Genomic DNA, 26,318 nt, shown 5'->3' on the forward strand with positions numbered 1-26,318 from the left:
CGCTTCCGATGAGCGGCCCCTCCGCTTCGCTCCGGACCGCTCATGGTGCACCGCCGGAAGCGTCCACATAGGACGCCACGTCGGCGACGCTCAGCGTCAGCAGCGCCTCCAGCTCCAGCCCGGACACCCACCCGGCGAGGTCGACGCCGGGGCCGAACTGGGCGGCCAGCCGCTCGCCGAGCGCGGCGAGCTCGATGCTGTCGAGGAACAGGTCGCCGTCGAGCCGGGTCGCCGGGCCGATGCCGGCCAGCCACTCCGCGTCCTCGCCGGTCACCTGGCGCAGCAGCTCGGCGACCGCCAGCTGCGTCGGCGTCGGCGTCGTCATGCTCAGTCCCCGGCCGGTAATGTCGCGGGCTTCACCGCGCGGACCGCGCCGTACGTCACCGCGCCGGTGCTGAAGCCCTTGAGCATCAGCGGCCCGGCGTAGAAGAAGCCGAGCACGTCCACGCCGCGGTCGCGGGCCAGGTCGCGCATCATGGCGCGGCCGTTGTCCAGCTCGCGCACCTGCGCGAAGGTCGGCTCCCAGGAGTTGGCCACGTTGGCGCTCCAGTCCACGATGGACACCTCGCCGAAGCCGGCCGCGCGGGCCAGCCGCTCGTGCTCCTCCAGCGAGGAGAAGCTGGGCATCACCTGGTGGCGCAGGATCTGGTCGACGACACGGTGCTCCTCGGCGCTGAGCTCGCCGTCGCGCACCGACCAGGTGGCGATGGCGAGCACGCCGCCGGGGCGCAGCAGCCGCATGGCCTCGGCGAAGAACGCGGCGCGGTCGGCGATGTGCATGAGGCTCTCGACGGCCCACAGCGCGTCGAACGACGCGTCCGGGAAGCCGTTGTCCAGCGCGTCGCGCTGGTGGAACCGCGCCCGCTCGGCGAGGCCGGCCGCGGCCGCCTTCTCGTTGGCGCGCGCGGCCTGTGCGGCGCTGAGCGTGATGCCCTCGACGGTGCAGCCGAGGGGCCCGGCGAGGTACAGCGCGGGGCCGCCGATGCCGCAGCCGACGTCGAGCACGCGCGCGCCGGACGGGATGCCCGCGAACGCGACGAGCTCGCGCACCAGCCGGTCGGTCGCGGCGTGCCGCTCCTCGTCGCTGCCGGGGCGCTCGCCGGCGTCCCAGAAACCGTGGTGGACGTGCTCGCCCCACAGGTCCTCGTACAGGTCCAGCGTGGTGTCGTAATAGCGCTCGACCGCGGCGTTGAGCCCTGGGCCGGCGGGCGCGGACGGGTATGCAGAACCGGTATCGGCTTTCACAGTCGCAAATCTCCGAAAGAAGCAGCACCCGGAATGGGGACGCGGCCGGAAAGGCGGCGAGCCCGGCCATTGTATGAACCCAGCGCCGAAGCTTGTCAATGACCCGCGGAAGTTTCACGAACGCGCTCTCCAGGCCGCGCCACCAGCACACAGCGTTCACCCGGATACCCGCGCAGTCGGTATATCCGCAGTGCAGGAACCTAACGACCGTTCGACATCCCGTTGCTGACGGTAGCGACGAACTCGACCCGTACCGTCCGAACCTGCGGCTTATGTCCGATTGTGCAGAGTTCGCATAGGGCCGTGACCCGGCCTGACCTCAGCTTTCATGGAAATGCTGACCGTATCGATCCAAACGATTTTTCCCGGGAGGTCGCGTGACAGAACGGACATCCTGTCACATGGTCAGGTTGCCCACCCTTGTAAAACGGCTTTGATTGCGTAAGGTCTATCCCTAGTCGAGGTGCCAATTTCATGCGTTAAGCAGCCGGGTACTTGTGTTCGGGCAACGTTGACCGAGCCAGGCGCCACGAGCCCTCGGCATCTTCGCAGTGTGTTCATTCGGGGGTTGTGCACGCTGATCGGCGGCCAGTGTCGGCCGGCCCGGTCGGTGCGTACAACCCTGCGCGCGTTGCCCGAAGCGGGCCTTGGCGCGCCGGTCCGCCGTGCGGCGGTCGCGGCGCCCCCGGCCCGCCGATGAGTCACGCCCGCACGAGGAAAGGGGTTGCCCGTTGACCGCACCGGCCCTCGACCCGAGCTGGGTCGACGAGGTGCTGCTGGCGGACACCGCCGGCCGCCCCGCCGACCGGCCGGCGCTCGTCTTCGACGCCCCCGTCACTCGCGCGGAGCTGCGTCGTCTCGTCGAGCAGAAGCAGGCGGTGCTGGCCGCCGCCGGCATCGGCCGCAACGGGCCGGGCGACTCCGTGGCGCTGTGCCTGGCTCCGTCGCTGGCCTTCGTCGCCAACCTGCTCGCCTGCTGGCGCCTCGGCGCCCGGGCCACGCTGCTGGACCACCGGCTCACCCCGTTCGAGATCGACGCCGCCCTGCAGCGGCTGGCCCCGCAGGCGGTGGTGTCCGCCAAGCACGCCACCGGCGGGCCGCTGCGCGGGTTTCAGGACGTGCAGGAGCGCGTCGCCACCTACCCCGGCCGCCCGGCCGACACCCCGCACGCGCTGGTGCAGCTCAGCTCCGGCTCGACCGGCCCGTCGAAGGTCATCGCGCGCACCGCGGCCAACCTCGTCGAGGAGCTGGAGCGGTACGTGGCCATCGGCGCCGGCGTGCCGCAGCCGGGCGAGCGCATCGTCTGCCTGGCCTCGATGGTGCACGTGCTCGGGCTCGTCGGCGGCCTGCTGTACGGGCTGCACGCCGGCGCGCAGCTGGTGGTACCGGCGCGGATGACGGCCGACGGGATCCTCGCCGCCGTCGCGGCCGGGCCCGAGCCGACCACGCTGCTCGGCGTGCCCTTCCACATCGAGCTGCTCTCCTCCGGGCCGCGGCCGCCGCACCTGCCGCAGCTGACCGGGATGACCACCGGCGGCGAGCTGGTGCGCGCCGAGGTGCACGAGACCTTCACGGACCGCTTCGGCATCCGCCTGGGCAACATGTACGGCATGACCGAGGTCGGGGTCATCGCGACCGACCTCTTCGGCGAGCACCGCCCCGCCCTCACCCCCGCGCCCGGCCTCCGGGTGCGCGAGGAGGACGGCGAGCTGCTGGTGTCGCTGGCCGAGTCGCCGTACCTGGGCCTGGTCGACCCGACCCGCTGGGCCGACGGCTGGCTGCACACCCGCGACGCCGGCACGGTCGACCCCGCCACCGGCCGGTTCCGCATCCACGGCCGCAACGACTCGCAGGTCTCCGTCGGCGGGCTCAAGGTCGACCTCACCGAGGTCGAGCACACCCTCGCGGCGCTGCCCGGGGTGGCGTCCGCGGTCGTGACGTACGACAAGGCGATCCGCGGCATTGAGGCCTACGTGATGCTGCGCGAGGACACCACCGCGGACCAGGTGCAGGCGCTGCTCGCGCAGCGGCTGGCCGCCTTCAAGCGCCCGCGCGTGCTGCGCGTCGTCGAGCAGCTGCCCCGCACGGCCACCGGCAAGCTCGTCCGCGACCGCGCCCTGCTGGTCGCGGCGTCCGTGAAGGAAGGAAACGCCTGAGTATGAGCGACGAGACCACCACCGAGATCCGCCAGTTCTTACTGGACTCGCTGACCGAGATGAACTACAGCACCGACGACATCGACGACGACACCGCGCTCGGCCCGGCCGGCGCCGACCTGGAGTCGCTGTCGCTGGCCGAGCTCGCGGTTCGCGTCGAGGACCGATTCGGGGTGCGCTTCGACGACGACGAGGCCGAGAAGCTCGCCGGCATGACGGTCGGTGAGTTCATCGCCGCCGTCTCCGAGCGCCGGGCCGCCGCGGCGACCGCGGGCAGCTGAGCGTGACCGCTGCACCGTCCCGCGACGAGGTCGTCGCCATGCTGGCCACCTACGGTGACCGGCGGCCCGAGGACGTCGCCGAGGGGATCGACTCGCTGGAGCTGGCATGGCTGATCCATCAGCTGGAGCAGCACTACGGCACCGCGCTCGACCTGTCCGACGACGAGCTGGCCCGGATGTCCACCGTCGGCGGCGCCGTCGAGGTGCTGGCCGGGCTGAAGGTCGAGACGGGCTCCCGGTGAGGCCGTGATGACCGAGACGACCCGGCGTACCGCGGACGTGCTGATCACCGGCGTCGCCGTGCTCAGCGCGTTCGGCCGGGGCATGGGCGCGCTCGCCGCCGGGCTGGACGCCGGCGCGCCGGCGTTCGCGCCCGTCGGCCGCTTCGACGTGACCGGCCGGCGGGTCGGCGTGGCCGCGACCCTGCCGGGCTCGCCGGACCTCGCCGCCGAGCTGGCCGCGCTCGTCGACGAGGCGTGCGACGAGGCGAAGCTGAGCACGGCCGAGCGGGCCGCCGCGCCGCTGTTCCTGGCGGTGCACGGCGACCCGCGGCTGGCCCGCTCGGCGCCCGCGGACCGGCCCCGCCACGGCGGCGCCGCGTTCGCGTCCGCCCTTGCCGCGGGCGCCGGGCTCGGCGCGCCCCGCGCGTACACCTCCGCCTGCGTCGCGGCGAGCACCGCGATCGCCGACGCGGCCGGGATCATCGCCCGCGGCGAGGCCGCGCGGGTCGTCGTCGCCGGGGGCTACCTCGTGGAGGCCGACCAGTTCGCGCTCTTCGACGCCGGCCGCGCGTTCGCCGCCGATGGGGCGGTCCGCCCGTTCAGCTCGCACCGGCGCGGCCTGCTGCTCGGCGACGGCGCCGGCGCCGTGGTCCTCGAGTCGGCCGCCGCGGCCCGCGACCGCGCCGTCGTACCGCTGGCGACCCTGGCCGGCTGGGGCCGGGCCGGGGACGCCCATCACCCGTGCCAGCCGCACCCGCAGGGGCGCGGGATGGCCCGGGCGATCGCCATGGCGCTGCGCCGCGGCGGGATCGGGCCGGACGAGGTCGGCTACGTCAACGCGCACGGCTCCGGCACCGCCCAGAGCGACGCGGCGGAGGCCGAGGCGCTGCGCGCGGCGCTGGGCGGGCACGCCGCCGCCGTGCCCGTGTCGTCCACGAAGGCCCTGCACGGCCAGGCCCTGGAGGCCTCGGGCGTGCTGGAGCTCGCGGTGACGCTGCACGCGCTGCGCGGCGGACGGCTGCCGGTCAACGCCGGCTACCTCGCCCCCGACGAGCAGTGCCCGCTCAACCTCGTGCTCGACGCCGCACGGCCCGCCGCGCCGGCCTACGCGCTGAGCCTCAACGCCGCCTTCGGCGGCGCCAACACCGCGCTGCTGCTGGGCGCAGAAGCATGAGCGGTTTAGGAGCGCGCGTGACGGCGGCCGGCCTGGAGGTGCTCGCCGCCGCGGGATGGCCCGGTCCCGGCGACGCCGAACCGCCGCGGCTGGCCGGCTTCGTCCACTCGAACTTCAACCCGATCGTCGCGGCCGTCGCCGGCCGCTGCCTGGCGGAGCTACCCGAGGGCGCCCTACCGGACGGCGACGGCTCGGGCACCGCCATCGTGCTGGTCAGCGACCTCGGCGACGTCGAGAGCGCGGCGCACGTCGCGCGGGCCGTCGACACCGGTGCCCGGGTCGGGCCGCTGTTCTTCTTCCAGTCCGTGCCCAACGCCGTGCTCGGCCACGTCGCCGCGCGCCACGCGCTGACCGGGCCGGTCGCCTGCGTGTGCGACGCCGCGTCCGGGCTGGACGTGGCCCGCGGACTGCTCGCCGACGGCGACGCCGGCCGGGTGCTGCTCATCGAACTCGACCACGACGAGACCGGCGAGACCGCGGCCGCGGTGCTCGTCGCCCACGGAGGCACATCATGAACGCTCACGCGGCGGTCACCGGCATCGGGCTGGTGACGCCGGTCGGGGGTACCGGCGCCGAGGTCTTCGACGCCATGTGCGAGGGCCGTTCCGGGCTGTCCAGGCCGCCGGCGGACCACCCCCTCGCGGGCTCGGTCGACGTGGCCGCGTTCGGCCCGCCGATCGACCCGCTCGAGGTGCTGCCCGGGCCGGACGCGCGCCTCGTCGACCGGTACATCGTGATGGCGCTGCGCGCCGCCGAGCTCGCGCTCGCCGACGCCGGGATCGAGGTCGGCCGGGACGTGGACCCGTACCGGATCGCGGTGATCCTGTCCGGCACCGGCGGCCTCGCCACGCTCGACGCCCAGGCGGTGCAGCGCGACAAGAAGGGCCGGGCCGGGGTCAGCCCCTACCTGCTGCCCGGGATGCTGCCGAACATGGGCGCGGCCCGGGTCGCCATGAAGTACGGCCTGCAGGGCTACAGCTCCTCGATCGGCACCGCCTGCGCCGCCGGCGCCCAGTCGATCGGCGAGGGCCTGCGGCTGCTGCGCGCCGGCGAGGCCGACGTCGTGGTCTGCGGGTGCAGCGAGGCACCGCTGTTCCCCACGCTCGCCGACACGTTCGGCAACGCACGCGCGCTGGCCCGCGGCTGGGCCGACCCGGCCGAGGCGAGCCGGCCGTTCGACCGGCGCCGCAACGGCCTGGTGCTCGGCGAGGGCGCCGGCGTATTCGTCCTGGAGCGGCCCGAACACGCCGACGCCCGCCGCGCCGCCCGCCACGCCGACCTGCTCGGCTGGGGCGCCACCAACGACGCGCACCACCCGACGACCCCCCGCCCCGACGGCTCCGCCGCCGCCGAGTGCATGCGCCGCGCCGTCGCCGACGCCGGGCTCGCCCCGGCCGACATCGGATACGTCAACGCGCACGGCACCTCCACGAAGCTCGGCGACGTCGCCGAGGCGCTCGCGATCCGCGCCGTGTTCGGGCCCGAGTCGCCGCCGGTCAGCTCCACCAAGGGCGTCACCGGGCACATGCTCGGCGCCTCCGGGGTGGCCGAGGCCGCGGTGACGGTGGAGGCGCTGCGCCGCGGGGTGCTGCCGCCGACGCACAACCTCGACGAGCCCGACCCGGCCTGCGACCTGGACCACCTGCGCGTGGCCCGGCCCGCACCGGTGACCCACGCGCTGTCCAACTCCTTCGGCTTCGGCGGCCACAACGTGAGCCTCGTCCTCGGACCGCCGAGCTCGCCGTGGGCCAAGGCCTGATCCGCCCGAACCACAAACCCCGAAAGGGAAGCTGGCAATGCAGATCCTCGACACGGACCACATCGAGTTGTACGTCGGCGACGCGCGCGCGGCGGCCGGCCAGCTGTGCGCATCGTACGGCTTCCACGTCTACGGGCAGGGCGGCCCGGAGACCGGCCTGACCGGCCAGCGCAGCGTGCTGCTGGGGCAGCGCGACATCCGGATCCTGCTCACGTCCGGCCTCAGCAGCGGGCACCGGGCCAGCCGGTACGTGGCGCGGCACGGCGACGGCATCGCGGTCGTCGCGTTCGGCTGCACCGACGCGGAGGCGGCCTTCGCCGAGGCGGTCGCGGCCGGAGCGACCCCGGTCGAGGCGCCGAGGCGCATCGCGCACGGCGGCGCGTCGGTCGTCGTGGCGGAGGTGTCCGGCTTCGGCGACGTGACGCACCGGCTCGTGCAGCGCGACGGCGATACGCGGTTCCTGCCGGGCCTGCTCGACACGTCGATGGCGCCGGACGGGCCGGCCGATGGGGACCTGCTGCACGCGATCGACCACGCCGCGGTGTGCCTGCCGGCCGGCGAGCTCGACGCGACCGTCGCCTACTACCAGCGGGCGTTCGGCTTCGACATGATCTTCCAGGAGTACATCGAGGTCGGCGAGCAGGGCATGCAGTCCAAGGTGGTGCAGAGCCCGTCCGGCGGCGTGACGTTCACGCTCATCCAGCCGGACATCAGCCGCCGCGCCGGGCAGATCGACGACTTCCTCGCCTGGCACGAGGGCGCCGGCGTGCAGCACATCGCCTTCAGCACCGGCGACATCGTCGCCGCGGTGCGGGCCCTCGGCGCCCGGGGCGTGGAGTTCGCGCAGACCCCGGGCAGCTACTACGACATGCTCTCGGCCCGCCTCGGCGAGGTGGACGTGCCCGTCGACGACCTGCGGCCGCTCGGCATCCTCGTCGACCGCGACCACTGGGGCCAGATGTACCAGATCTTCGCGAAGTCGACACACATTCGGCGCACGTACTTCAACGAACTCATCGACCGCCACGGCGCGCGGACGTTCGGCACGAGCAACATCCCCGCGCTGTACGCGGCGAAAGAGCGAGAGCTGGCGGCGGTGCGCGACATCACTCTTTCTGAAGGGACCGCACTGTGACCATCCCGGTGACCCAGGACTTCGCGCTGTCGGAGCAGGAGCTGGCGTTGCTGCCCACCGACGAGGAGGTCGAGGCGTACGCGCGCAGCGGGTGGTACCTCACCCGCAAGCTCTTCACCGACGAGGAAGTCGACGAGCTGACCGCGGCCAGCGAGCGCTTCTACGCCGGCGCGCGCTCGCGGACCTTACCCGCGCGCCCGCCCCGGCTGGCCTACTGGCAGCCGGAGCACGGGCCGGTGCAGCGGCACAACGACTACATCCACTACGAGAGCGACGACATCGCGCGCATCCTGCGCAAGCCGATCATCGGCGCGGTCGCGGCCCGGCTGGCGCAGGCCGCGGAGATCCGCATCTTCCAGTCGACGCTCATCTACAAGCCGCCGATCGCCGGCGAGCCCTCCAACCTCGTGCCCTGGCACTTCGACCGCCACTACTGGCAGACGTGCACGTCCGACGACATGCTCACCGCGTTCATCCCGTTCCACGACTGCGACGTCGAGATGGGCACCATCACGATGGTCGACGGCAGCCACCGCTGGTCCGAGATCGGCGCCGACGACACGACCACGCGGCACTTCGCCGAGCGCGGCCGGGAGGACCTCGAGCGCATGCTCGAGCACAACGCGGCGCACAACCAGGCCGAGGTCCGCAAGATCCCGATGCTCATCCCCAAGGGGCACATGAGCTTCCACCACTGCCGCACGTACCACGGCAGCGGCGCCAACGTCAGCGCGCGCCCGCGCCGGGCGATCTCGTTCCACCTCCAGCCGGGCACGAACGAGTACCGCCCCTTCCACCTGTCCACCGGAGACGTCGTGACCTACAACCACGACGTGCTCGTGCGCCGTACCGCCGACGGCCGGCCGGACTACGCAGACCCCGAGTTCTGCCCCGTGTTGTGGCGGAACGCCGAGCACTGAAGGAGTTCACATGTCCCGCTATGACTGGGGTCAGCGGCACCCGGGCATCGACCGGTTGGAGGCGCTGATCGCCGACGCCCGCACCGAGGTCATCACCCACCCCATCTACGCCCGCCTGGACGGCCTGCCGGCCATCCGGACCTTCCTGGAGCACCACGTCTTCGCGGTGTGGGACTTCATGTCGCTGCTGAAGTCGTTACAGCGCAACCTCACCTGCGTCGAGGTGCCCTGGATCCCGACCGGCCCGACCGGCAGCCGCCGGCTCATCAACGACATCGTGCTGGTCGAGGAGAGCGACGAGCTGCGCGGCGGCTTCATCAGCCACTTCGAGCTCTACCTGCAGGGCATGACCGAGGCCGGCGCCGACCGCACCGTCATCGACAACTTCATCGACCTGCTGCGCGCCAAGACTCCGGTGCCGGCGGCGATGGAGCAGGCCGGCGTGCCGGCCGCGGCGGCCGAGTTCGTCGGGCTGACCTGGCACCTCATCGACACCGCGCCGATCCACTGCCAGGCCGCGGCGTTCGCCTTCGGCCGCGAGGACCTGATCCCGGACATGTTCCAGCAGGTCATCAAGGTCAACGAGCAGGATGGGCAGCTCGACACGTTCGTGGACTACCTGGCCCGGCACATCGAGGTCGACGGCGAGGAGCACACGCCGATGGCCATGCAGATGGTCACCGACCTGTGCGGCAACGACGAGGACAAGTGGAACGACTGCGCCGACACGATCAACCTCGCGCTCGCCGCGCGGGCGCGGCTGTGGAGCGGCATCCTCGCCGAGATCGAGGCCCGCGCCGGCGCCGAAGCCGTTGCGGCGTAAGGGGGACGTGACGTGACGCAGGTACGGGTGGATGCCGCCGGGCTGTACCGGACGGTCCGCCTGATCCGCCGCTTCGAGGAGCGGGCCATCGAGCTCGTCCGCGACGGCACGATCGTCGGCGGCATCCATCCGTACCTCGGGCAGGAGGCCATCGCGGCCGGCACCTGCGCCGCGCTGCGGCCCGGCGACGTCATCACCAGCACCCACCGCGGCCACGGCCACGTGCTGGCCAAGGGCGCGGACCCGGCGCGCGCGATGGCCGAGCTGGCCGGCCGGGCGACCGGGCTCAACCGCGGCCGCGGCGGCTCGATGCACGCCGCGGACTTCTCGCTGGGCATCCTCGGCGCCAACGCGATCGTCGGCGCCGCCGTGCCGATCGCCACGGGCGCCGCGTGGGCCGCGCGCCGGGCCGGGCTGGACCGCGTCGCCGTCACCTACTTCGGCGACGGAGCGGTCAGCCAGGGCGTGGTGCTGGAGACCTTCAACCTGGCGGCGCTGTGGCGGCTCCCGGTCGTGTTCGTGTGCGAGAACAACGGGTTCGCCACGACCACCCGGGTGTCGGAGGCGGTCGCCGGCAGCATCGCCGGACGCGCGCACGCGTTCGGCATTCCGGCGTCCACCGTAGACGGTTCGGACCCGGAGGCGGTACTGCACGAGGCTGCGACGGCCGTCGAGCGCGCCCGGTCCGGCGGTGGGCCGTCGCTGGTGGAGTGCGTCGCGTACCGCTTCGACGCCCACCACACCTGGGAGCACGCAGCCCGGCCGCGCTACCGCACCGACGAGGAGGTGGCGGCCGGCACGGCCCGGGACCCGGTGGAGATCCAGGGCGCGCGGGTCGCACCGGACGAGCGGGCCCGCATCGACGCCGAGGTCGAGTCCACGCTGGACCAGGCGGTCGACTTCGCCCGGCAGAGCCCGCACCCGGACCCGGCCGGTGCGCTGGAACACCTGTACGCGGACGGCCTGCGGGCCAGGGCGGGGACGTGAGATGCCGATCCTGTCGTACCTCAAGGCGCTCAACCGGGCCATCGCCGCGGAGATGGAGCGCGACCCGGCGGTGTGCGTGTTCGGCGAGGACGTGCGCGTCGCGGTGAGCAACGTGACCACCGGCCTGCACAAGAAGTTCGGCCCCGAACGGGTCGTGGACATGCCGATCTCGGAGCAGGCGTTCACGAGCTTCGCCACCGGCGCGGCGCTGTGCGGGCAACGGCCCCTGATCGAGTTCCAGATCCCGGCGCTGCTGTTCCTGGCCTTCGAGCAGATCGCCAACCAGGCGCACAAGTTCTCGCTGATGACCGGCGGGCAGGCCGCCGTGCCGGTCACCTACCTGCTGCCCAGCTCCGGCTCCCGGGGCGGCTGGGCCGGGCAGCACTCCGACCACCCGTACAGCCTCTTCGCCCACGTCGGCGTGAAGACCGTCGTGCCGTCCACCCCCGCCGACGCCTACGGGCTGCTGGTCTCCGCGATCCGCGACGACGACCCGGTCGTGGTGTTCGCCCCGGCCGGCGCGGTCGGGGTGCGCGCCGACGTCGACCTGGCCGCGCTCGCCCCGATCCCGCTCGGCGTCGGCCGGGTGCACCGCCACGGCGACGACGTGACCGTGGTCGCGGTCGGCCACCTCGTCCACGACGCGCTCGCCGTCGCCGAGGAGCTCGCCGGCACCGTCTCCGTGGAGGTCTTCGACCCGCGGACCCTGCACCCGTTCGACTGGGCCGGGCTGGCCGCGTCGCTGGAGCGCACCGGCCGGCTCGTCGTCGTCGACGACTCGAATCGCTCCTGCGGCATCGCCGGGGAGATCCTCGCCTCCGCCGCGGAGGGCATGCGGCTGGTCGCGCCGCCGCGGCGGGTCACCCGCCCGGACGCCGCGGTGCTGCCCTTCGCTCGCGAGCTGGACCTGGCGCTGCAGCCCAGCCGCGCCCAGATCCGCGCCGCCATCGAGGACGTCGCCAAGTTGGGCCAGGAGGGCTGAATGAGCGTCGCACTGGTCACCGGGGGCGGCGGCGGGATCGGCGCCGCGATCTGCGCGCGGCTCGCCGCGCTCGGGCACGCCGTCGTCGTCGCCGACCTCGACCTCGACGCCGCCGAGCGGGTCGCGAAGGAGGTCGGCGGCACCGCGGTGCGCACCGACGTCGCCGACCCGGCGGACAACGCCGCCATGGTGGCGCACGCGGTCGCCGCGCACGGGTCGCTGGACGTCGTCGTGCTCGCCGCCGGCATCCAGTCCGACGTGCCGCCCGACCCCGGCATCGACCCGGCCCGGTACCGCCGCGCCCTCGGGGTGAACCTCGACGGGGTGGTGTTCGGCGTCGACGCCGCGCTGCCGGCCCTGCCGGCCGGCGGGCAGGTCGTCGTGGTCGCCTCGCTCGCCGCGCTCGGGCCGGAGCAGGCCAATCCGGTGTACGCGCTGACCAAGGCCGCCGCCGTGGCCTACGTGCGGGCGATGTCGACGCCGCTGGCCCCGCGCGGCGTGCGCATCAACGCCGTCTGCCCCGGCTTCACCGACACCCCGTTCCTCGGCATCACCGCCCGCCTGCTGCGCAAGCAGAAGATGCCGTTGCTAAGCCCGGACGAGGTCGCCGCCGCCGTCGAGACGGTCGTCACGGGCTCCGGCACCGGCGAGGCCTGGGCGTTGGTGCCCGGCCGGCCCGCGCAGCGCTACGAGTTTCCCGACCTGCCGGTCGGCCTGCACGCCGACGGCACCGAGATCGTCCTGAAGCCCTTCATGTCGGCGAAATGAGGAGAAAGACCATGGCGTCCACGAACATCCGGGCGGCGCTGGCCGGCGACCCGAGCGTCGGTGCCGGGAACGTGCTGCACAAGCTGATCGAGCACGGCGCCCCGCTGGACGGCCCCGGCATGACGTTCGACACCCCGGTCGACGGCATCCCGGCATGGCAGGGCCTGACGCTCGGCGAGCTGTACACCCGGGCCGCCGCGCGGGCCGCGTGGCTGCACGCCGCCGGCATCCGCCGCCGCGACCCGGTGGCCGTCTACGTCACCAACGCCGCGGACTGCTTCCTCAACTGGATGGGCCTGACCTGGCTCGGCGCCATCCCGGCGCTGATGAACCCGAACATCCCGGGCGAGATCGCCGCCGAGTACATCCGCAAGCTGCGCGGGGTTGCCCTGCTCACCGACGCCGCGCATCGCGACCGGCTGGCCGGGCAGGACCTCGGCGGCATCGCCGTGCACGACGTGGCCGAGACCGGCTCCGCCGACCCGGCCGCGGCCCCGGTCGCGTTCCGGCACCACCCCGACGACCCGATCGCCATCACCCACTCCTCCGGCACCACCCGCATGCCGACCGCGGTCGTGCACTCGCACGCCAGCCTGTTCCACGCCACCCGGCGGATCCGGCTCAGCGGCCCCCGCGCGCAGGGCACCGAGCGCATCCTCAGCGCGCTGCCCGCGCCGCACGCGGCCGGCATCATGACCATCAACCACGCCCTGAGCAACCGCTCGGAGTTGCTGTTCCTGTCCCGGCAGGACGACGGCGCGGCGGTGCTGGACGCGATCGAGCGGTGGAAGCCCACCGGCGTGTTCGGCTTCGCGGTCACCTGGGCGGAGCTGGCCCGCTTCGACCTCGACGCGCACGAGCTGGACTCGGTGTCGCTGTGGTTCAACACCGGCGACTGCGCGCACGAGCCGCACATCCGGCACCTGGTGAACGTGGGCAGCCGCAACGTGGTCACCCGCGAGGGCGTCACCCGGGTCAAGGGCTCCAGCTTCGTCGACGGGCTCGGCTCCACCGAGATGGGCCACTCCGCCTTCCACATCACGCACCGCAACGACACCGAGCGCTACGGCCGCTGCGTCGGCCTCCCGCACGTCTTCGCCGACGTCGCGCTGCTGGACACCGAAACCGGCGAGCAGGTGCCGGTCGGCGCCGTCGGGCACTTCGGCCTCAAGTCGCCGACGCTCGCCCCCGGCTACTGGAACGACCACGTCAACACCTACCGCAACCGGCTCGCCGGCTACTACCTCACCGGCGACCTCATGTACCGCGACGAGGAGGGCTACTACTACCACGTCGACCGGGCCGTGGACTCCGTCGACCTCGGCGGCGGCGAGTGGCTCTACACCGCCATGTCGGAGGAGCGGATCCTGCGGGCGGTACCCGACGTGCGCGACTGCACCGTCGTGTCGGTGCGCACCGCCGAGGGCAAGGTCGTCACCGACGTCCTGCTGTCCCTGCACGCGGGCGCCGACCCGTCGGCCGACCACACCGAGGAGGTCCGCGGCGCGCTCACCCCGGCCGCCGGTGCGACGCTGCGGCGGGTCGTCGTCTTCCCCGACGACGACATCGTGGTCGGCCCGACCGGCAAGGTGCGCAAGTTCCTCATGCGCCAGCGGCACCTCGCCGAGATGGCGAATGCCTAGCCTGCAGGCGCCGCCCCACGAGCTCCGGCCGGCCACGCGCATCCCGGTGCGCTTCGCCGGCGAGGGTGCGGGTCTCGGGGAGCTCTCCTGGGGCCAGCGCGAGATCTGGCTGACGATGCTGCGGCAGCGCTCCTGGCTGCCCATCGGCGGCTGGTCGCGGCTGGCCCCGGGCACCACCCTCGACGACGTGGCCGACGAGCTGCGCTGGATCATGACGCGGTACCAGCCGATGCGCACCCGGCTGCGCTTCGCCGCCGACGGCCGGCCGCTGCAGAACGTCGCCGACCGCGGCACGATCGGCCTGGACGTGTACGACTGCCCGGACGACGCCGACCCCGAGGCGTTCGTCGTCGCGCTCGACGCACGCGACCGCGCCCGCGCGTACGACTTCGTCGAGGAGTGGCCGGTGCGCATGGGCGTGGTCCGGCACCGGGGCGCACCGACGCACCTGTCCACGGTGATGACCCACCTGGTCACCGACGGCCTCGGCGGGCGGATCTTCCTGGCCGAGGTCGCCGACCGGTGCGCCATCGACCCGATCACGGCGCCGGACACCGGCACGCCGCCGCTGGAGCAGGCCCGCTGGCAGGGCGGCCCGGCCGGGCTGCGGCAGAGCGCGTCCGCGCTGCGGCACTGGGAGCGGACCGTGCACCGGGTGCCGGCAGCCCTTCGGATGTCCGATGTGGACGGTCCGCGCTTCTACCGGGGCGAGCTGGTGTCCCGGGCACTGCCCCCGGCCCTGCACGTGCTGTCCGAGCGCGCCGACGCGGACTCCTCGCAGGTGCTCATGACGCTGCTCGCCCAGGCGGCCACGGCCGGCGGCGGGCCGGCGGTGCTGCGGCCGATGGTGAGCAACCGGTTCCGGCGCGGGTTCGCCACGGTGGTGGCCATGGTCGCCCAGCGCGGGATCTGCGCGGTGGACGTGGCCGGGGAACCGTTCGCCGAGGCGCTGCGGCGGGTCGGCGCGGGCGCGATGGCCGCCTACAAGTACGCGTACCTCGACCCGGACGCGGTGGCCGGGCTCTTCGCGCGCACGGGTGCGGATCCGGAGGCGGGCGTGTGGTTCAACGACCGCCGCGTCGGCACCCGGCAGGGCTTCGCCGGGCCGATGCCCACGCCCGGCGAGCTGCGCGCCGCGCCGCCGGGAGCCTTCCGCTGGACGGTGGCGCAGGACGACCCGTTCGACCCGCTCAGCGTCGACGTGGACGACGTGCCTGAGGGGTTTCTGCTGACCGTCTTCACCGACGCGGGCCGGCTCGCCCCGGCGCGCGCCGAGGCGCTGGTGCGCTCGGTGGAGGCACGCGCGGTACAAGAGGCGATCCGGCTTCTGGAGAGCGAGGACCAATGACCGGCCCGGAGCGAAGCGGAGGGGCCGGCCATCATGGGCTCAGGTCCCAGTCATGCCGCAGCCGGAGCGAAGCGGAGGTTCCGGCATGACCGCGTTGGCCTTGGTGGGCACGTTCGTGCCCGCCGACCGGGTCCCGATCGAGTCGTTTGCCGACGCGTTCGACCTCACCCCGATGCAGATCCGCGTGTTCCGCCGCTATCACAAGCTCGGCACGGGATCGCGCTCAACCGAGCCCCTCGAGGGCCTGCTGCGCCTGGCCCTCGCGGACCTGGCGTTGACGCCGGAGCAGTCGGCGCGGGTCCGCTACGTGCTCTACGCCCGATCGTTCCCGGTCGTCGTGCCGTACCCCCGCAACCCGCTGCACGAGGTGCTCGCCGAGGCCGGGCTCGGGCACGCCCAAGCGTTCTCGGTCGGGCAGCAGGCGTGCGCCTCGGGCCTGCTCGCCGTCGACCTAGCCGGGCGCCTGCTCGCCGGCGATGGCGACGACGCCCTCGCCATCGTGCTGGCCGGGGAGAAGGCGTTCACCAACGAGGCCAGGCTGGTGGTCGAGACCTCGATGTTCGGCGAGGGCGCGGCGGCGTGCCTGGTCTCCGCCTCCGGTGAGCGGGACCGGCTGTTGTCCTTCGTCGCCCGGCTGCGCGGGGAGTTCGACGGCGGGCATGACGAGGTGGCCGTGGAGTTCCAGCGCATCTACCACGACGCGCTCGGCGAGGCGGTCACCGCCGCGGTCGCCGAGGCCGGGATCGCGCTGGAGGACGTCGCGGTGATCCTGCCGCACAACGTCAACGCCATCGCGTGGCAGCGCACCTGCAAGCGGATCGGCTTCCCGCTCGAGCGGGTGCTGCTCGACCACGTCGCCGACTACGGCCACGTGTTCTGCGCCGACGCGTTCATCAACCACCGGACCGCGACCGAGCGCGGGCTGCTGCGGCCCGGGGACCGCTACGTCATCGCCGCCGCCGGGGCCGGGCGCGGCGCCACGTTCTCCGCCATGGTCTTCGAGCACTGATTCAGCACTGAAATCCGGAGGATCTACCGTGTCCGACATCGCGACCATCGACCCGGCGCTGCGCGAGCACGTCGTGGAGACGATCTGCGCCCTGCTTCCCCGCGTGCTCAAGCGGGAGGTGCCCGACGCGTCCGAGAGCACGACGCTGATGGACGACCTCGGGATGAGCTCGACCACCGGCCTGGAACTGGTGCTGGAGCTGGAGGACCGCCTGGAGCGGGAGATCAGCGTCGAGGACCTGGGCCGCGACGACTTCGAGACGGTCGGCACCCTCGCCAGCTACGTCGCCGGCAACCTGCTGCCGGAGGAGTGACGGTGCCAGGGGTGTCATGGGGTCTGCGCCGGGCGGTGGCGCGGCGGTTCGAGGGGCCGGCCGAGCAGGCCGCCGACGCCGCGCACACCGCGCTGCTGGCGACCTACCTGACCGACCTGCTGGAGCCGTACGGCCTGGGTCCCGCCGGCGGGACGGGCGACGGGCAGTCGTACGGCGAGATGGCGGCCGCGCTGCTGCCGGACGAGCCGGTGGACGCGCTGGTCCTCGCCTACGACATCCCCGACATCGCGCCCGGGCGGGCGACGGCGACGTACCTCAGCCACCTCTGCCCGGGCAGCCCGATGGCGTTCGCGGTGTCGGACCAGGGCCGCGCCGGCGCGCACACGGCGCTGCGGCTGCTGCACGACTACGCCCGGTCCGGCACGTACCCGCGCGGGCTGCTGATCGTCGCGGAGCAGGCGTCGCTGCCGTACGACCCGGGCGTGCCGGTGGAAGTGCCGGCCGCGCACTGCGCCGTCGCCGTCCACCTCGGACCGTCCACACTGGAGGCCGCCGTGCCGCGGATCCTTCCCGGCGTCGCGCCGGAGGACGTCGCCGGGCTGCTGGGCGACGTCGGCCCGGCGACGCTGGTGCTCGGCGGCCATCTGGCCGATCTCGACGCGAAGGCCGACACGATCGTGCTCGCCGACCCCGCGCAGCCGATGACCGGCGTCTGGGAGGCGCTGGCGTCCGTCGAGGGGCCCGTGGTGCTCGCCGACTACGACCCGGCGCTGCGGTACCTGTGCATCAGTTCGTTCGGGTGACGAACGGCCCTGGGCCGGCGAGGGCGACCGCGGCCCGGAAGCCGTCCGGCGCGGCGAGATCGGCCACGGCGTAGACGACGCCGTCGTGCTCGACGGGCGGCGGCGGGTCGCCGGCCACCGGCAGGGCCAGGCCGCGGGTGAGCCGGTCGCCGGCCGCCTTCACCACGGCCTCCTTGCGGGCCCACAGCCGTGCGAACTCCCCCGCGCCCCACCGCGCCACCAGGTCCGCCTCGGCCGGCGGGAAGAAGCGGCGGGCCATGGCCGCGAAGTTCAGCCCGGGCACCAGGTCCTGCAGGTCGACGCCGACGGGCCGCTCGTCCGTGACCGCGATCAGCGCGAGGTCGCCGGCGTGGGAGAGGTTGAACTGCAGGCGCTCTCCGTCTACGGCCGGCTTGCCGTTCGGACCGCGGACCCAGCGTCCCTCGCGGCCGCCCAGGCGCTGCGTGACGATGCGGCGCAGGACCGCGCGCGCGGCGACCTGGGCGCGGTTCGCCCCGCCGGGCAGCCCGCCGGTGTCGACCTCGCGGGTGTCGACGTGCCAGATGTCGACCGTGGTCACCGCGACAGCAGGCCGGCCAGGCGGCGCACGCCCTCGTCGATCTGCTCCGGCTCCAGGGCGCTGCATGACAGCCGGATCGCGTGCGTCCCGCCGCCGCCGACGTAGAAGAAGCGCATCGGCGTCCACAGCACGCCGTGCTCGCGGGCGGAGACCTCCAGCAGCTCCTCGCTCGCGTCCACCGGCACGTCGACGACGACGAAGAAGCCGCCGGTGGGGCGGTTCCAGCGCACCGGGGTGCCGTCGAAGTGCCGCCGCAGCGCGGCCAGCAGCGTGGCGAGATTGCGCCGGTAGAAGGCGATCTTCGCCTGGTTGGCGGTGCGCAGGCTGAACCCGCAGTCGATGAGCATGCCGCCGACGACGGCCTGGGACAGTGCCGAGGTGTTGACGGTCAGCATGCTCTTGACCGTGGACAGCTCCTCGGCGAGGAGGGTGTGCCGGCCGGCGGCGTCGACGACGGGCTGGTCGGCGACGAGGTAGCCGACGCGGGCGCCGGGGAAGTACGACTTGGCGAACGAGCCGAGGTAGATGACCCGCTGGTCGGCGTCGAGCGACTTGAGCGTGGGGCGGGGCTCGTCGTCGAGGCCGAACAGGCCGTAGGGGTCGTCCTCGAGGATCAGCAGGTCCTCGTCGGCGGCCGCGGCCAGCAGCGCCCGGCGCACCGGGACCGGCAGCGACACCCCGGACGGGTTGGCGAAGTTCGGCACAAGGTACAGCGCGCGGGGCCGCTTGCCGCGCGCCCGGGTGGCGGCGGCGACCTCGCGCACGGTCTCGGGTCGCAGCCCGTCGGCGGACTCGGGCACGCCGACGACCTCGACGCCGAGGATGCGCGCGGCGCCGGTGAGCCCGACATAGCACGGCTCGGCGGCGAGGACCACGTCGTCGGGGCCGGCGCACAGGCCGCGCAGCGCGATGACCATCGCCTCCTGGCAGCCGGTCGTCACCATCACCGCGGCCGCGGGGACCTGGATGTTCTCGTCGACGTCGAGCATCCGGGCGATGAGGTCGCCGACGTGGCCGTTGGTCCGGCCGTACTGGGTCAGCAGCTGCCGGCTCTGGGCCTGGCTCAGCCCGCGCTCGCGCAGGTGCGTGAGGTAGGCCTGGATGTGCTTGTCGATGTCGCTGACCGAGTGGAACTCGTCGAACGGGCGCCCGGCGGCCAGCGAGATCGCGGCGGGGAACCGGCCGGCGATCTCGTTGAGGAAGTTCATCGACGCCGACACGGGGTCGATGACCGACACGTGCAGTTCCTCGCGCGACAACGCCACCATTCAGGCATCGCCTCCCGTCAACGACGTCATCCGAAGCACGGTGCGGTCCAGCGAGGCCAGCGCCGGCCGCCCGGCCAGCGCCATCGCGTGGGCCAGCTCCTGCGTCGCGGTGCGCAGCACACCCGCCACGCCGTCCGCGCCCCCGGCGGCCAGCCCCCACAGCGGCGGGCGGCCGAGCAGCACCATGTGCGCGCCGAGGGCGAGCGCGGCGAGGGCGTCGGCGCCGCGGCGCACCCCGCCGTCGAACAGCACCGGGCACGCGCCGCCGACCGCGTCGACGACCTCCGCCAGGGCATCGAGGCTCGCCACCGCGCCGTCGAGCTGGCGCCCGCCGTGGTTGGACACCACGATCGCGTCGGCGCCGTGCTCGACCGCCAGGGCCGCGTCCTCGGCGGTCAGGATGCCCTTGAGTACCAGCGGCAGCCGGGTGCAGCCGCGCAGCCAGGCGAGGTCGCCCCAGGACAGCGAGGGGTCGAAGGAGTCGCTGGTGTGCCGGGCGATCGCGGAGTGCCCGGCGTCGCGCTCGTGCGCCGAGGCCATCACGGCCGGGTCGATGTTGACCGCCGCCACGCCGCCGCCGATCGCGAAGCCGTTTCGCATGTCGCGCCAGCGCCGACCCATCCGCGGCACGTCGACGGTGAGCATGATGGCGCCGTAGCCCGCCTGCTCGGCGCGCTGCGCCATGGACCGCATCACGTCGCGGCGCCGTAGCCAGTACAGCTGCAGCCACGGCCCGGTCGAGGACGCCTCGGCGATGTCCTCGATCGTGCGGCTGGCGAACATGGCCACAACAAACAGCGCGCCGGCCGCGCCCGCGCCCCGGGCCGTGGCGACCTCGCCCTCGGCGTCGATGAGCCGCTGGTACGCGGTCGGCGCGATCCCGATCGGCGTGGCGTAGCGCGTGCCGAACAGTGAGACGGTGGTGTCGACATCCGAGACGCCAGCGAGCATGCGCGGGCGCAGCCGGACCCGGTCGAAGGCGCGAAGGTTGGCCGCGAGGGTGCGCTCGTCCTCGGCGCCACCCTCGATGAAGTCCCACACGCCCGGCTCGACAAGCCCTTGCGCACGGCGGCTGAAATCCGATGCGGTGAGAAGGATCGGCCCGGTCTCCAGTTCTGTCACCGCCGGACCACCATAGGCGTTAGCCTATCGGTACCCGCCCGCTTCCCGCATGAGCCGAAAGGCCTACATGGCACCGGAGTATGCGCTTCGCTCCCCTGTCGGTGGCTCCGTGGACGGTCCGCTCGCCGGCCATCCGTGGCGCCGCTACGCCGTGCTCGGTGACAGCGTCGTGCAGCAGCCGGGCGGCTTCGCCGAGCTGGTGCGCGACGAGCTCGCCGCCGCCTGGTCCGGGTCGATCGGCGCGGGGCCGGGCCTGGCGTTTCTCAATCTGGGCCGGCGCAACCTGCGCGCCGCCGAGGTCCGCGCGATGCAACTTTCACCGGCGCTCGCGTTCGCGCCCGACCTCGCGCTCGTGGTCTGCGGCGCCAACGACGCGATGCGGCCCGGCTATGAGGCCCGCGCCGACGCCGTCGACGCCGAACTGGCCGGGATCGTCCGGCCGCTGCAGGAGGCCGGGGCACGCGTGATCACGGTGTCGGTGTTTGTGATGCGCGAGTACCCGCGGCTGCCCGCCTGGCTGGGGCCGGGCTTCGCGCGGCGGATGGCGCTGCTCGCGCGGCGCACCAACGCGCTCGCCGCGGCGCTGGGCACCGTCCACGTCGACCTGTCCGACCACCCCGCCATCGGCGACGGGGAGGCCCTCACGGGTGAGGATGGGCTGCACGGAAACGCGCACAGCCATAGGATCGCCGCTACGGCCGTGATCCAGCGGCTGGCCGCCGAGCTGTAGACTCCGTCGACAGGGGGTGCGATCCATGCCGCTCGACCCGCAGGTGCAGGCGATGCGCGACCGCAAGGAGCGCGACCAGGTCGCCCCGCTGTACACGATGAGCCTCGATGCGGCCCGCGCGGCCGACCTCGCCTCGATCCGGGCCGCCGGCGGCAGCCCCGAGAAGGTGCACGAGGTCGTCGACCACTGGCTGCCCGGCCCGGACGGCAAGCTGCTGCTGCGCGTCTACCGGCCCAGCGCCGAGCAGAAACTGCCGGTGCTCATGTATTTCTTCGGCGGCGGCTGGGTGCTCGGCACCGTCGACACCGCCGACGGCGTCGCCCGCAGCCTCGCCAACGCGGCCGGCTGCATCGTGGCCGTGCCCGGCTACCGGCTCGCGCCCGAGCACCCGTTCCCGGCCGCGATCGAGGACTGCTGGGCGGCCACCGAGTGGGTCGTCGACAACGCGGAGGCGCTGGGCGCCGACCCGGAGCGGATCGCGGTCGGCGGCGACAGCGCCGGCGGCAACCTGGCGGCCGGCCTGACCCTGATGGCGCAGGAGGCCGGCGGCCCGCGCCTGGCCGGCCAGCTGCTCGTCTACCCCAACACCGACCAGGTCGCCGACGACGAGTCGATGCGCACCATCGACGACCCCTACCTGTTCAACCATCACTCGGTCGAGTGGTACCGCTCGCATTACCTCACCGACCCCGACGACGCCTACAACCCGCTCGCCTCGCCGCTGCAGGCGGAGACCCTGGTGGGGCTGCCGCCGGCGCTGGTCATCACCGCCGAATACGACCCGCTGCGCGACCAGGGCGAACGCTACGCGGCCCGGCTCGCCCACGACGGCGTCCCCGTCGCCGTGACCCGCTACGAGGGCATGATCCACGGGTTCTTCGCCATGTCGGGCACCCTGGACGCGGGCAAGGTCGCCCTCGCCCAGGCCGCGAAGCAGCTGCGGATCTGGTTCGAGGCCTGACCCGGGCGCCCGCCACCCGGCTCGACGCGGCCCTCGCGGGCGCCGGTTTCCTGGCAGGGAGGGATTGATGCGCATTCGCCGGGCCAGGCGACCGGAACGCCGGCTGACCGGTCCGGCGTGGTGGTTCGTCGCCGGATACGGCCTGTCCGCCGTCGGCACCGGGCTGTGCTATCCGTTCCTGGCCATATATCTGCACCAGTTCCGCGGCCTGTCCGCCGGCGCGACGGCGGTGCTGCTGCTTGTCCTGGCCGGCGCCGCGGTGCCGATGTCGGTCTACGGTGGCTCGCTGGTCGACCGGCACTCGCCTCGCGCGGTGGCGATCGGCGCGCTGCTGGTACAGGCCATAGGGTGGCTGGCGCTGGCCGCCGGGTCCGGGTACGGCGCCGAACTGCTGGCGCTGCTCGTCATCGGCGTCGGCACCGGGCTGTTCCTCCCCGCGGTGATCCCGATCATCGCCCGGCTCAGCCCGACCGACGAGATCAAGGTCCGCACGATGTCGCTGCGGTACCTCCTGCTCAACGTCGGGCTGGGCCTGGGCGCCGGACTCGGCGGCCTCGTGCTCGACCCGGCGACCGACGCCAGATACCGGTGGCTGTTCGCGGCCGACGGCGTCAGCTGTGCCCTGTACGCCGTGCTCATCGCCGCTCTCGTGCGACTGCCTGCCGACACCGACCGGCCGGTGCGGGAAGGGGCGCGACCCGTCCGGTTCCGGCCCGGGCTCAACTTCGCGCTGCTGCTGCTCGCGCAACTGCTGCTCGTCACGTTCGGCCTCGCACAGATGGAAAGCGGCGTGCCGCTGGCCATCCGCGGCGAACTCGCCGGCTCCACCACCCTCGTCGGCGGGCTCTACACCATCGCTACGCTCGTCGTGCTCGCCGGGCAGCTGCCCGTGTCCCGCTGGGTGGAACGGGTGCACAAGACGCGCGCCCTGATCACCATGGGGCTGGCATGGGCAGGGGCCTGGCTGCTGGGTTACGCCGCGGGCGCATTGACCGGCGGGCCACGGGTGGCGCTGCTCGTCGTCATGACGGTCACGTTCGCGCTCGGCGAGTGCGCGTACAGCCCCGCGTTCTACACGCTGGTGGAGAAACTGGCGCCGGCCGGCACCCTGGGTCGTTCCAGCGGCGCGGCCTGGGCCACGTTCCAGGTGGGCAACACCATCGGTCCGCCGGTCGCCGTATACCTGGTCGGCAGCGCCGTACCGTTCTGGCTGGTCCTCAGCGCCGCCGCGACCGCCGCGGCGGCGCTGGTCCTGGTCGTCGACCGGCGGATGCACGCCACGCCCGCACCAGCGTTCGCCCTGCGATAGCACCGCTCATCGTCCCAATACGGTTCCTCCGTTGACGCCCACCAGTTGCCCGGTGATGAACGAGGCCTCGGGCGAGGCGAGGAAATGCACGGTGGACGCCACGTCCGCGGGCGTGCCGGCGCGCCCGACCAGGGTGCGCTCGACCCTGGCCCGGTGGAATTGCGGGTTCATCCGGTCGCCGAAGAACTCGGTGTCCGGCACATACCCGGGCAACACCAGGTTGGCGGTGGCCCCAGCGGGCCCCAGCTCCGCAGCGAGCCAGAAGATCCACGCGTGCAGCGCCGCCTTCGCCGCACCGTACGAGCCGCTGTAGCCGCTGCCCAGCTGGGCGCCGATCGAGCCTATGCCGATCACCCGGCCCTGCTCGGCCAGCTTCGGCCGCAGCGCGGCCACCAGCAGCACCGCGGTCAGCACATTCTGGTCGAAGTCGGCCCGCCACTCCCGGGCGATCGCGTCCAGTTCGGACGGTACCGCCGCGCTGGTGCCCCCGGCGCCGGCCACGATCACGTGCACCCGGTCCACCGCGCGGGCCACCCGCGCGGCACCGTCCGCCGTGCTCAGGTCGGCGGCGACCCAGGTCGCCGCAGGGCCCAGCGTCTCCGCCGCGGCGCGGAGCGCCGGCTCGCGCCGGCCCACCAGCACCACCCGATCGCCGCCCTCGGCGAACGTCGCGGCGACCGCCCGGCCGATGCCGGTACCGCCACCCGATACCACCACCGTACGGCCGCTCATGGCACAAGCATCGTTTTGATGTGCGCCGACGGGCCTCGCATCAGCGTCGCGAACACCTCGACGCCGTCGGCGAGGTCCCGCAGTTCCAGCCAGTCCTCGTCGACGTCGGCGGCAAGCGGCACGGCCGCCGCGAACTCCGCGGCGGTGTAGCAGAAGCTGCCCAGGACCGCCTTCTCGCCTCGGATCATCGCTCTGCAGTCCACATCGGACTCGGCGGCATGCAGGCCGAGCCAGACCGTGACACCGCCCGGATGCAGCAGGGCGACGGAGTCGGCCCGGGTCCCGGCCGTGCCCACGGTGTCCAGGATGACGTCGAAGGTGCCGGTCAGCCGCTGCCCGGTGCGCCCGGCGCCCGCCTTGACCGCGGTCGCCAGCCGCGGTTCGGCCAGGTCGGCGACGTGGATGCCGGTCAGGCCGCGGCTGCGGAGCACCAGCAGTACCGCGATGCCCAGCATGCCGGCGCCGATCACGCCGACCCGGGCGTCCGGGGCGAGCCGGTCGGCGACCAGGTTCGCGGCGTGCACGGCGTTGGCCATGGGTTCGACGAACGCTCCGCGCTGCGCGGACACACCGGCGGGCAGCGGGTGCGCGTTGGCCCGCGGCACGGCCACGTACTCCGCGAAGCCGCCCGCCCGGTGGATGCCGAGGATGCTGCGGTTGTCGCAGATGTTCGTCTTGCCGCGCCGGCAGTTGCCGCAACGGCCGCATGCCACCAGCGGATTGACCGTGACCAGAGTGCCGTCGTCGACCCGGTGCCCGGCAAACTCGTGGCCCATCACCAGCGGCGGCTTGCGGAACGGGCTCTGGGTGGCGAAGCCCTCCACCTCGGATCCGCAGACCCCGACCGCGGCCACCCGCACCAGCACCTCGTCGTCGGCCGGAGCCGGCACGTCGAGGTCGGTGACGACGAGTTCGAGTGGCCCGGCGTAGAGCAGCGCCCTCATGCGACACGCACATCCTTCCGCGCGCCGATGCGCGCACCGCTGTTGCTGTCAAACAGGCAGGCACCGCTCAGGTCGAGCAGCACCCGGCATTCGTCGTCGACGGCGAGGCCGGCGTCACCCGGTACCTTCGCGTAGTGCAGGTCCCGCACGGCGGCCGCGCCGAACTCCTCGCTGTTGGGGGCGAGCCCGAGCCGGAAACCGACCACGGTTTCGGCGCCCAGCCGTTCCACCACCGCCACCCGGGCCGGCAGGCCGGGGCCCGTCGCGGCGATCCGCACCTTCTCCGCCCGCACGCCCAGCAGCGCCGTACCGTCGGCCACCCCGGCGGCGGGCACGGTCGCACCGCCGTCGATCGCGGCCTGTCCGCCGTGGACCGTGACCGGCAGCAGGTTCATGGGCGGCGAACCGATGAACCGGGCCACGAAGGTGTTCGCCGGCTCGTCGTAGATCTCCTGCGGGGTCCCGCTCTGCTGCACGACACCGTCGTTGAGCAGGATGACGCGGGTGCCCATGGTCATCGCCTCGACCTGATCATGCGTGACATAGATGAAGCTCGCACCTACCCGCCGGTGCAGCGCCGTGATCTCGGTGCGCATCTGCGCCCGCAGCTTGGCGTCCAGGTTGGACAGCGGCTCGTCCAGCAGGTAGACGGACGGCTCGCGCACCAGGGCCCGGGCCAGTGCGACCCGCTGCCGCTGCCCGCCGGACAACGTGCGCGGCCGACGGTCGAGGTAGGGCGTGAGCTCCATGCTGGCGGCGATCTGCTCGATCCTTCCGGCGATCGCGGGGTCGCGCATCGCGCGCCAGCGCGCCACCATGCCGACGATCGGGATGTGTTGCCACCAGCGGAAGCGACTCATCAGCAGCGGGAAGGCGATGTTGGCCCGCACCGTCTTGTGCGGGTAGAGCGCGTAGGACTGGAAGACGAACGCGATGTTGCGCTGCTTGGGTTCCAGGTCGTTGACCCGTTGGCCGTCGAAGAGCAGGTCGCCGCCGGTGATGTCGATGAGCCCGGCGATCATGCGCAGCATGGTGGACTTTCCGCACCCGGACGGGCCGAGCAGCACGAGGAACTCCCGGTCCGGGATGTCCGTGGAGAACTCGTGGATGACCGGCGTGTCGCCGTAGGACTTCTGGATGCCCCGGAACGTGATGGCCGGCATGC

The 26,318-nt window shown here is 73.4% G+C and carries 28 protein-coding genes; 20 read left to right on the plus strand and 8 right to left on the minus strand.

Annotation, left to right across the window (positions count from 1 at the left end; genetic code table 11):
- Positions 1 to 40 precede the first annotated feature (40 nt).
- Positions 41 to 325 (minus strand): hypothetical protein, encoded by a 285-nt coding sequence (locus ACGFI8_RS40055; RefSeq protein ID WP_392812718.1) that lies wholly within the window; start codon positions 323 to 325, stop codon positions 41 to 43.
- 2 nt (positions 326 to 327) lie between these two features.
- The gene (locus ACGFI8_RS40060; RefSeq protein WP_392812720.1) at positions 328 to 1,245 is read right to left on the minus strand and encodes a methyltransferase domain-containing protein; all 918 of its coding nucleotides are present in this window, start codon (positions 1,243 to 1,245) and stop codon (positions 328 to 330) included.
- Between the two features lie 731 nt (positions 1,246 to 1,976).
- On the opposite strand from ACGFI8_RS40060, the gene ACGFI8_RS40065 reads away from it, so the two are divergent.
- The 17 genes from ACGFI8_RS40065 (at position 1,977) to ACGFI8_RS40145 (ending at position 17,528) form a co-directional block, all read left to right on the plus strand.
- On the plus strand, positions 1,977 to 3,401 hold the full coding sequence (locus tag ACGFI8_RS40065; RefSeq protein WP_392812721.1) for a class I adenylate-forming enzyme family protein: 1,425 nt from the start codon (positions 1,977 to 1,979) through the stop codon (positions 3,399 to 3,401).
- A 2-nt stretch (positions 3,402 to 3,403) separates the two neighbouring features.
- Entirely contained in the window at positions 3,404 to 3,682 is a 279-nt protein-coding gene (locus tag ACGFI8_RS40070; protein WP_392812723.1) for an acyl carrier protein, read from the plus strand.
- Positions 3,683 to 3,720: 38 nt separating this feature from the next.
- The gene (locus ACGFI8_RS40075) at positions 3,721 to 3,924 is read left to right on the plus strand and encodes a phosphopantetheine-binding protein (protein ID WP_392812783.1); all 204 of its coding nucleotides are present in this window, start codon (positions 3,721 to 3,723) and stop codon (positions 3,922 to 3,924) included.
- Positions 3,925 to 3,931: 7 nt separating this feature from the next.
- Complete coding sequence (locus tag ACGFI8_RS40080) at positions 3,932 to 5,077, plus strand: beta-ketoacyl synthase N-terminal-like domain-containing protein (RefSeq protein ID WP_392812725.1); 1,146 nt, start codon at positions 3,932 to 3,934, stop codon at positions 5,075 to 5,077.
- Between the two features lie 17 nt (positions 5,078 to 5,094).
- Positions 5,095 to 5,592, plus strand: a complete 498-nt coding sequence (locus ACGFI8_RS40085) for a hypothetical protein (protein WP_392812726.1) — start codon at positions 5,095 to 5,097, stop codon at positions 5,590 to 5,592.
- The gene (locus ACGFI8_RS40090) at positions 5,589 to 6,836 is read left to right on the plus strand and encodes a beta-ketoacyl-[acyl-carrier-protein] synthase family protein (protein ID WP_392812728.1); all 1,248 of its coding nucleotides are present in this window, start codon (positions 5,589 to 5,591) and stop codon (positions 6,834 to 6,836) included. The genes ACGFI8_RS40085 and ACGFI8_RS40090 overlap by 4 nt, the downstream gene beginning before the upstream one ends.
- Positions 6,837 to 6,873: 37 nt before the next feature.
- Complete coding sequence (gene hppD, locus ACGFI8_RS40095) at positions 6,874 to 7,971, plus strand: 4-hydroxyphenylpyruvate dioxygenase (RefSeq protein WP_392812729.1); 1,098 nt, start codon at positions 6,874 to 6,876, stop codon at positions 7,969 to 7,971.
- 2 nt (positions 7,972 to 7,973) lie between these two features.
- On the plus strand, positions 7,974 to 8,891 hold the full coding sequence (locus ACGFI8_RS40100) for a phytanoyl-CoA dioxygenase family protein (protein ID WP_392812784.1): 918 nt from the start codon (positions 7,974 to 7,976) through the stop codon (positions 8,889 to 8,891).
- A 10-nt stretch (positions 8,892 to 8,901) separates the two neighbouring features.
- A complete protein-coding gene (locus ACGFI8_RS40105; protein WP_392812730.1) occupies positions 8,902 to 9,714 on the plus strand; it encodes a DUF3050 domain-containing protein in 813 nt (270 codons plus the stop codon).
- Between the two features lie 12 nt (positions 9,715 to 9,726).
- A complete protein-coding gene (locus ACGFI8_RS40110) occupies positions 9,727 to 10,701 on the plus strand; it encodes a thiamine pyrophosphate-dependent dehydrogenase E1 component subunit alpha (RefSeq protein ID WP_392812732.1) in 975 nt (324 codons plus the stop codon).
- Between the two features lies 1 nt (position 10,702).
- Positions 10,703 to 11,683 carry an alpha-ketoacid dehydrogenase subunit beta gene (locus tag ACGFI8_RS40115; RefSeq protein ID WP_392812734.1) on the plus strand — a complete coding sequence of 327 codons (981 nt, stop codon included), beginning with the start codon at positions 10,703 to 10,705 and terminating at the stop codon, positions 11,681 to 11,683.
- Positions 11,684 to 12,451: an SDR family NAD(P)-dependent oxidoreductase gene (locus tag ACGFI8_RS40120; protein WP_392812736.1), complete on the plus strand. Its 768-nt coding sequence runs from the start codon at positions 11,684 to 11,686 to the stop codon at positions 12,449 to 12,451.
- Between the two features lie 11 nt (positions 12,452 to 12,462).
- Complete coding sequence (locus ACGFI8_RS40125) at positions 12,463 to 14,094, plus strand: class I adenylate-forming enzyme family protein (RefSeq protein ID WP_392812738.1); 1,632 nt, start codon at positions 12,463 to 12,465, stop codon at positions 14,092 to 14,094.
- On the plus strand, positions 14,087 to 15,442 hold the full coding sequence (locus ACGFI8_RS40130) for a condensation domain-containing protein (protein ID WP_392812740.1): 1,356 nt from the start codon (positions 14,087 to 14,089) through the stop codon (positions 15,440 to 15,442). Before ACGFI8_RS40125 ends, ACGFI8_RS40130 begins: the two co-directional genes overlap by 8 nt.
- A gap of 85 nt (positions 15,443 to 15,527) precedes the next feature.
- Positions 15,528 to 16,451, plus strand: a complete 924-nt coding sequence (locus tag ACGFI8_RS40135; protein WP_392812742.1) for a 3-oxoacyl-[acyl-carrier-protein] synthase III C-terminal domain-containing protein — start codon at positions 15,528 to 15,530, stop codon at positions 16,449 to 16,451.
- A gap of 28 nt (positions 16,452 to 16,479) precedes the next feature.
- The gene (locus tag ACGFI8_RS40140; protein WP_392812743.1) at positions 16,480 to 16,764 is read left to right on the plus strand and encodes an acyl carrier protein; all 285 of its coding nucleotides are present in this window, start codon (positions 16,480 to 16,482) and stop codon (positions 16,762 to 16,764) included.
- A 2-nt stretch (positions 16,765 to 16,766) separates the two neighbouring features.
- Positions 16,767 to 17,528, plus strand: coding sequence for a 2-hydroxy-acid oxidase (locus ACGFI8_RS40145; RefSeq protein WP_392812745.1), 762 nt, complete (start codon positions 16,767 to 16,769; stop codon positions 17,526 to 17,528).
- Here the strand turns inward: ACGFI8_RS40145 and ACGFI8_RS40150 are convergent.
- The 3 genes from ACGFI8_RS40150 to ACGFI8_RS40160 are packed head-to-tail and all read right to left on the minus strand — an operon-like array spanning position 17,512 to position 20,477.
- Positions 17,512 to 18,087, minus strand: a complete 576-nt coding sequence (locus ACGFI8_RS40150; RefSeq protein WP_392812747.1) for a 4'-phosphopantetheinyl transferase family protein — start codon at positions 18,085 to 18,087, stop codon at positions 17,512 to 17,514. The genes ACGFI8_RS40145 and ACGFI8_RS40150 overlap by 17 nt on opposite strands.
- Complete coding sequence (locus ACGFI8_RS40155) at positions 18,084 to 19,355, minus strand: PLP-dependent aminotransferase family protein (RefSeq protein WP_392812748.1); 1,272 nt, start codon at positions 19,353 to 19,355, stop codon at positions 18,084 to 18,086. The genes ACGFI8_RS40150 and ACGFI8_RS40155 overlap by 4 nt, the downstream gene beginning before the upstream one ends.
- Complete coding sequence (locus ACGFI8_RS40160) at positions 19,356 to 20,477, minus strand: alpha-hydroxy acid oxidase (protein ID WP_392812749.1); 1,122 nt, start codon at positions 20,475 to 20,477, stop codon at positions 19,356 to 19,358.
- Between the two features lie 109 nt (positions 20,478 to 20,586).
- On the opposite strand from ACGFI8_RS40160, the gene ACGFI8_RS40165 reads away from it, so the two are divergent.
- The 3 genes from ACGFI8_RS40165 (at position 20,587) to ACGFI8_RS40175 (ending at position 23,477) form a co-directional block, all read left to right on the plus strand.
- Complete coding sequence (locus ACGFI8_RS40165) at positions 20,587 to 21,207, plus strand: GDSL-type esterase/lipase family protein (RefSeq protein ID WP_392812751.1); 621 nt, start codon at positions 20,587 to 20,589, stop codon at positions 21,205 to 21,207.
- 25 nt (positions 21,208 to 21,232) lie between these two features.
- Positions 21,233 to 22,168: an alpha/beta hydrolase gene (locus ACGFI8_RS40170; protein WP_392812753.1), complete on the plus strand. Its 936-nt coding sequence runs from the start codon at positions 21,233 to 21,235 to the stop codon at positions 22,166 to 22,168.
- Positions 22,169 to 22,235: 67 nt separating this feature from the next.
- Positions 22,236 to 23,477 (plus strand): MFS transporter, encoded by a 1,242-nt coding sequence (locus tag ACGFI8_RS40175; protein ID WP_392812755.1) that lies wholly within the window; start codon positions 22,236 to 22,238, stop codon positions 23,475 to 23,477.
- A gap of 6 nt (positions 23,478 to 23,483) precedes the next feature.
- Here ACGFI8_RS40175 and ACGFI8_RS40180 read toward each other — a convergent pair whose 3' ends face one another.
- The 3 genes from ACGFI8_RS40180 to ACGFI8_RS40190 are packed head-to-tail and all read right to left on the minus strand — an operon-like array spanning position 23,484 to position 26,316.
- The gene (locus ACGFI8_RS40180) at positions 23,484 to 24,209 is read right to left on the minus strand and encodes an SDR family NAD(P)-dependent oxidoreductase (RefSeq protein WP_392812757.1); all 726 of its coding nucleotides are present in this window, start codon (positions 24,207 to 24,209) and stop codon (positions 23,484 to 23,486) included.
- Positions 24,206 to 25,153: a zinc-binding dehydrogenase gene (locus ACGFI8_RS40185; RefSeq protein WP_392812758.1), complete on the minus strand. Its 948-nt coding sequence runs from the start codon at positions 25,151 to 25,153 to the stop codon at positions 24,206 to 24,208. Before ACGFI8_RS40185 ends, ACGFI8_RS40180 begins: the two co-directional genes overlap by 4 nt.
- Positions 25,150 to 26,316, minus strand: a complete 1,167-nt coding sequence (locus tag ACGFI8_RS40190; RefSeq protein ID WP_392812759.1) for an ABC transporter ATP-binding protein — start codon at positions 26,314 to 26,316, stop codon at positions 25,150 to 25,152. Before ACGFI8_RS40190 ends, ACGFI8_RS40185 begins: the two co-directional genes overlap by 4 nt.
- Positions 26,317 to 26,318 lie beyond the last annotated feature (2 nt).

This window comes from Dactylosporangium sp. NPDC048998 (assembly GCF_043197855.1).
Lineage (GTDB): Bacteria > Actinomycetota > Actinomycetes > Mycobacteriales > Micromonosporaceae > Dactylosporangium.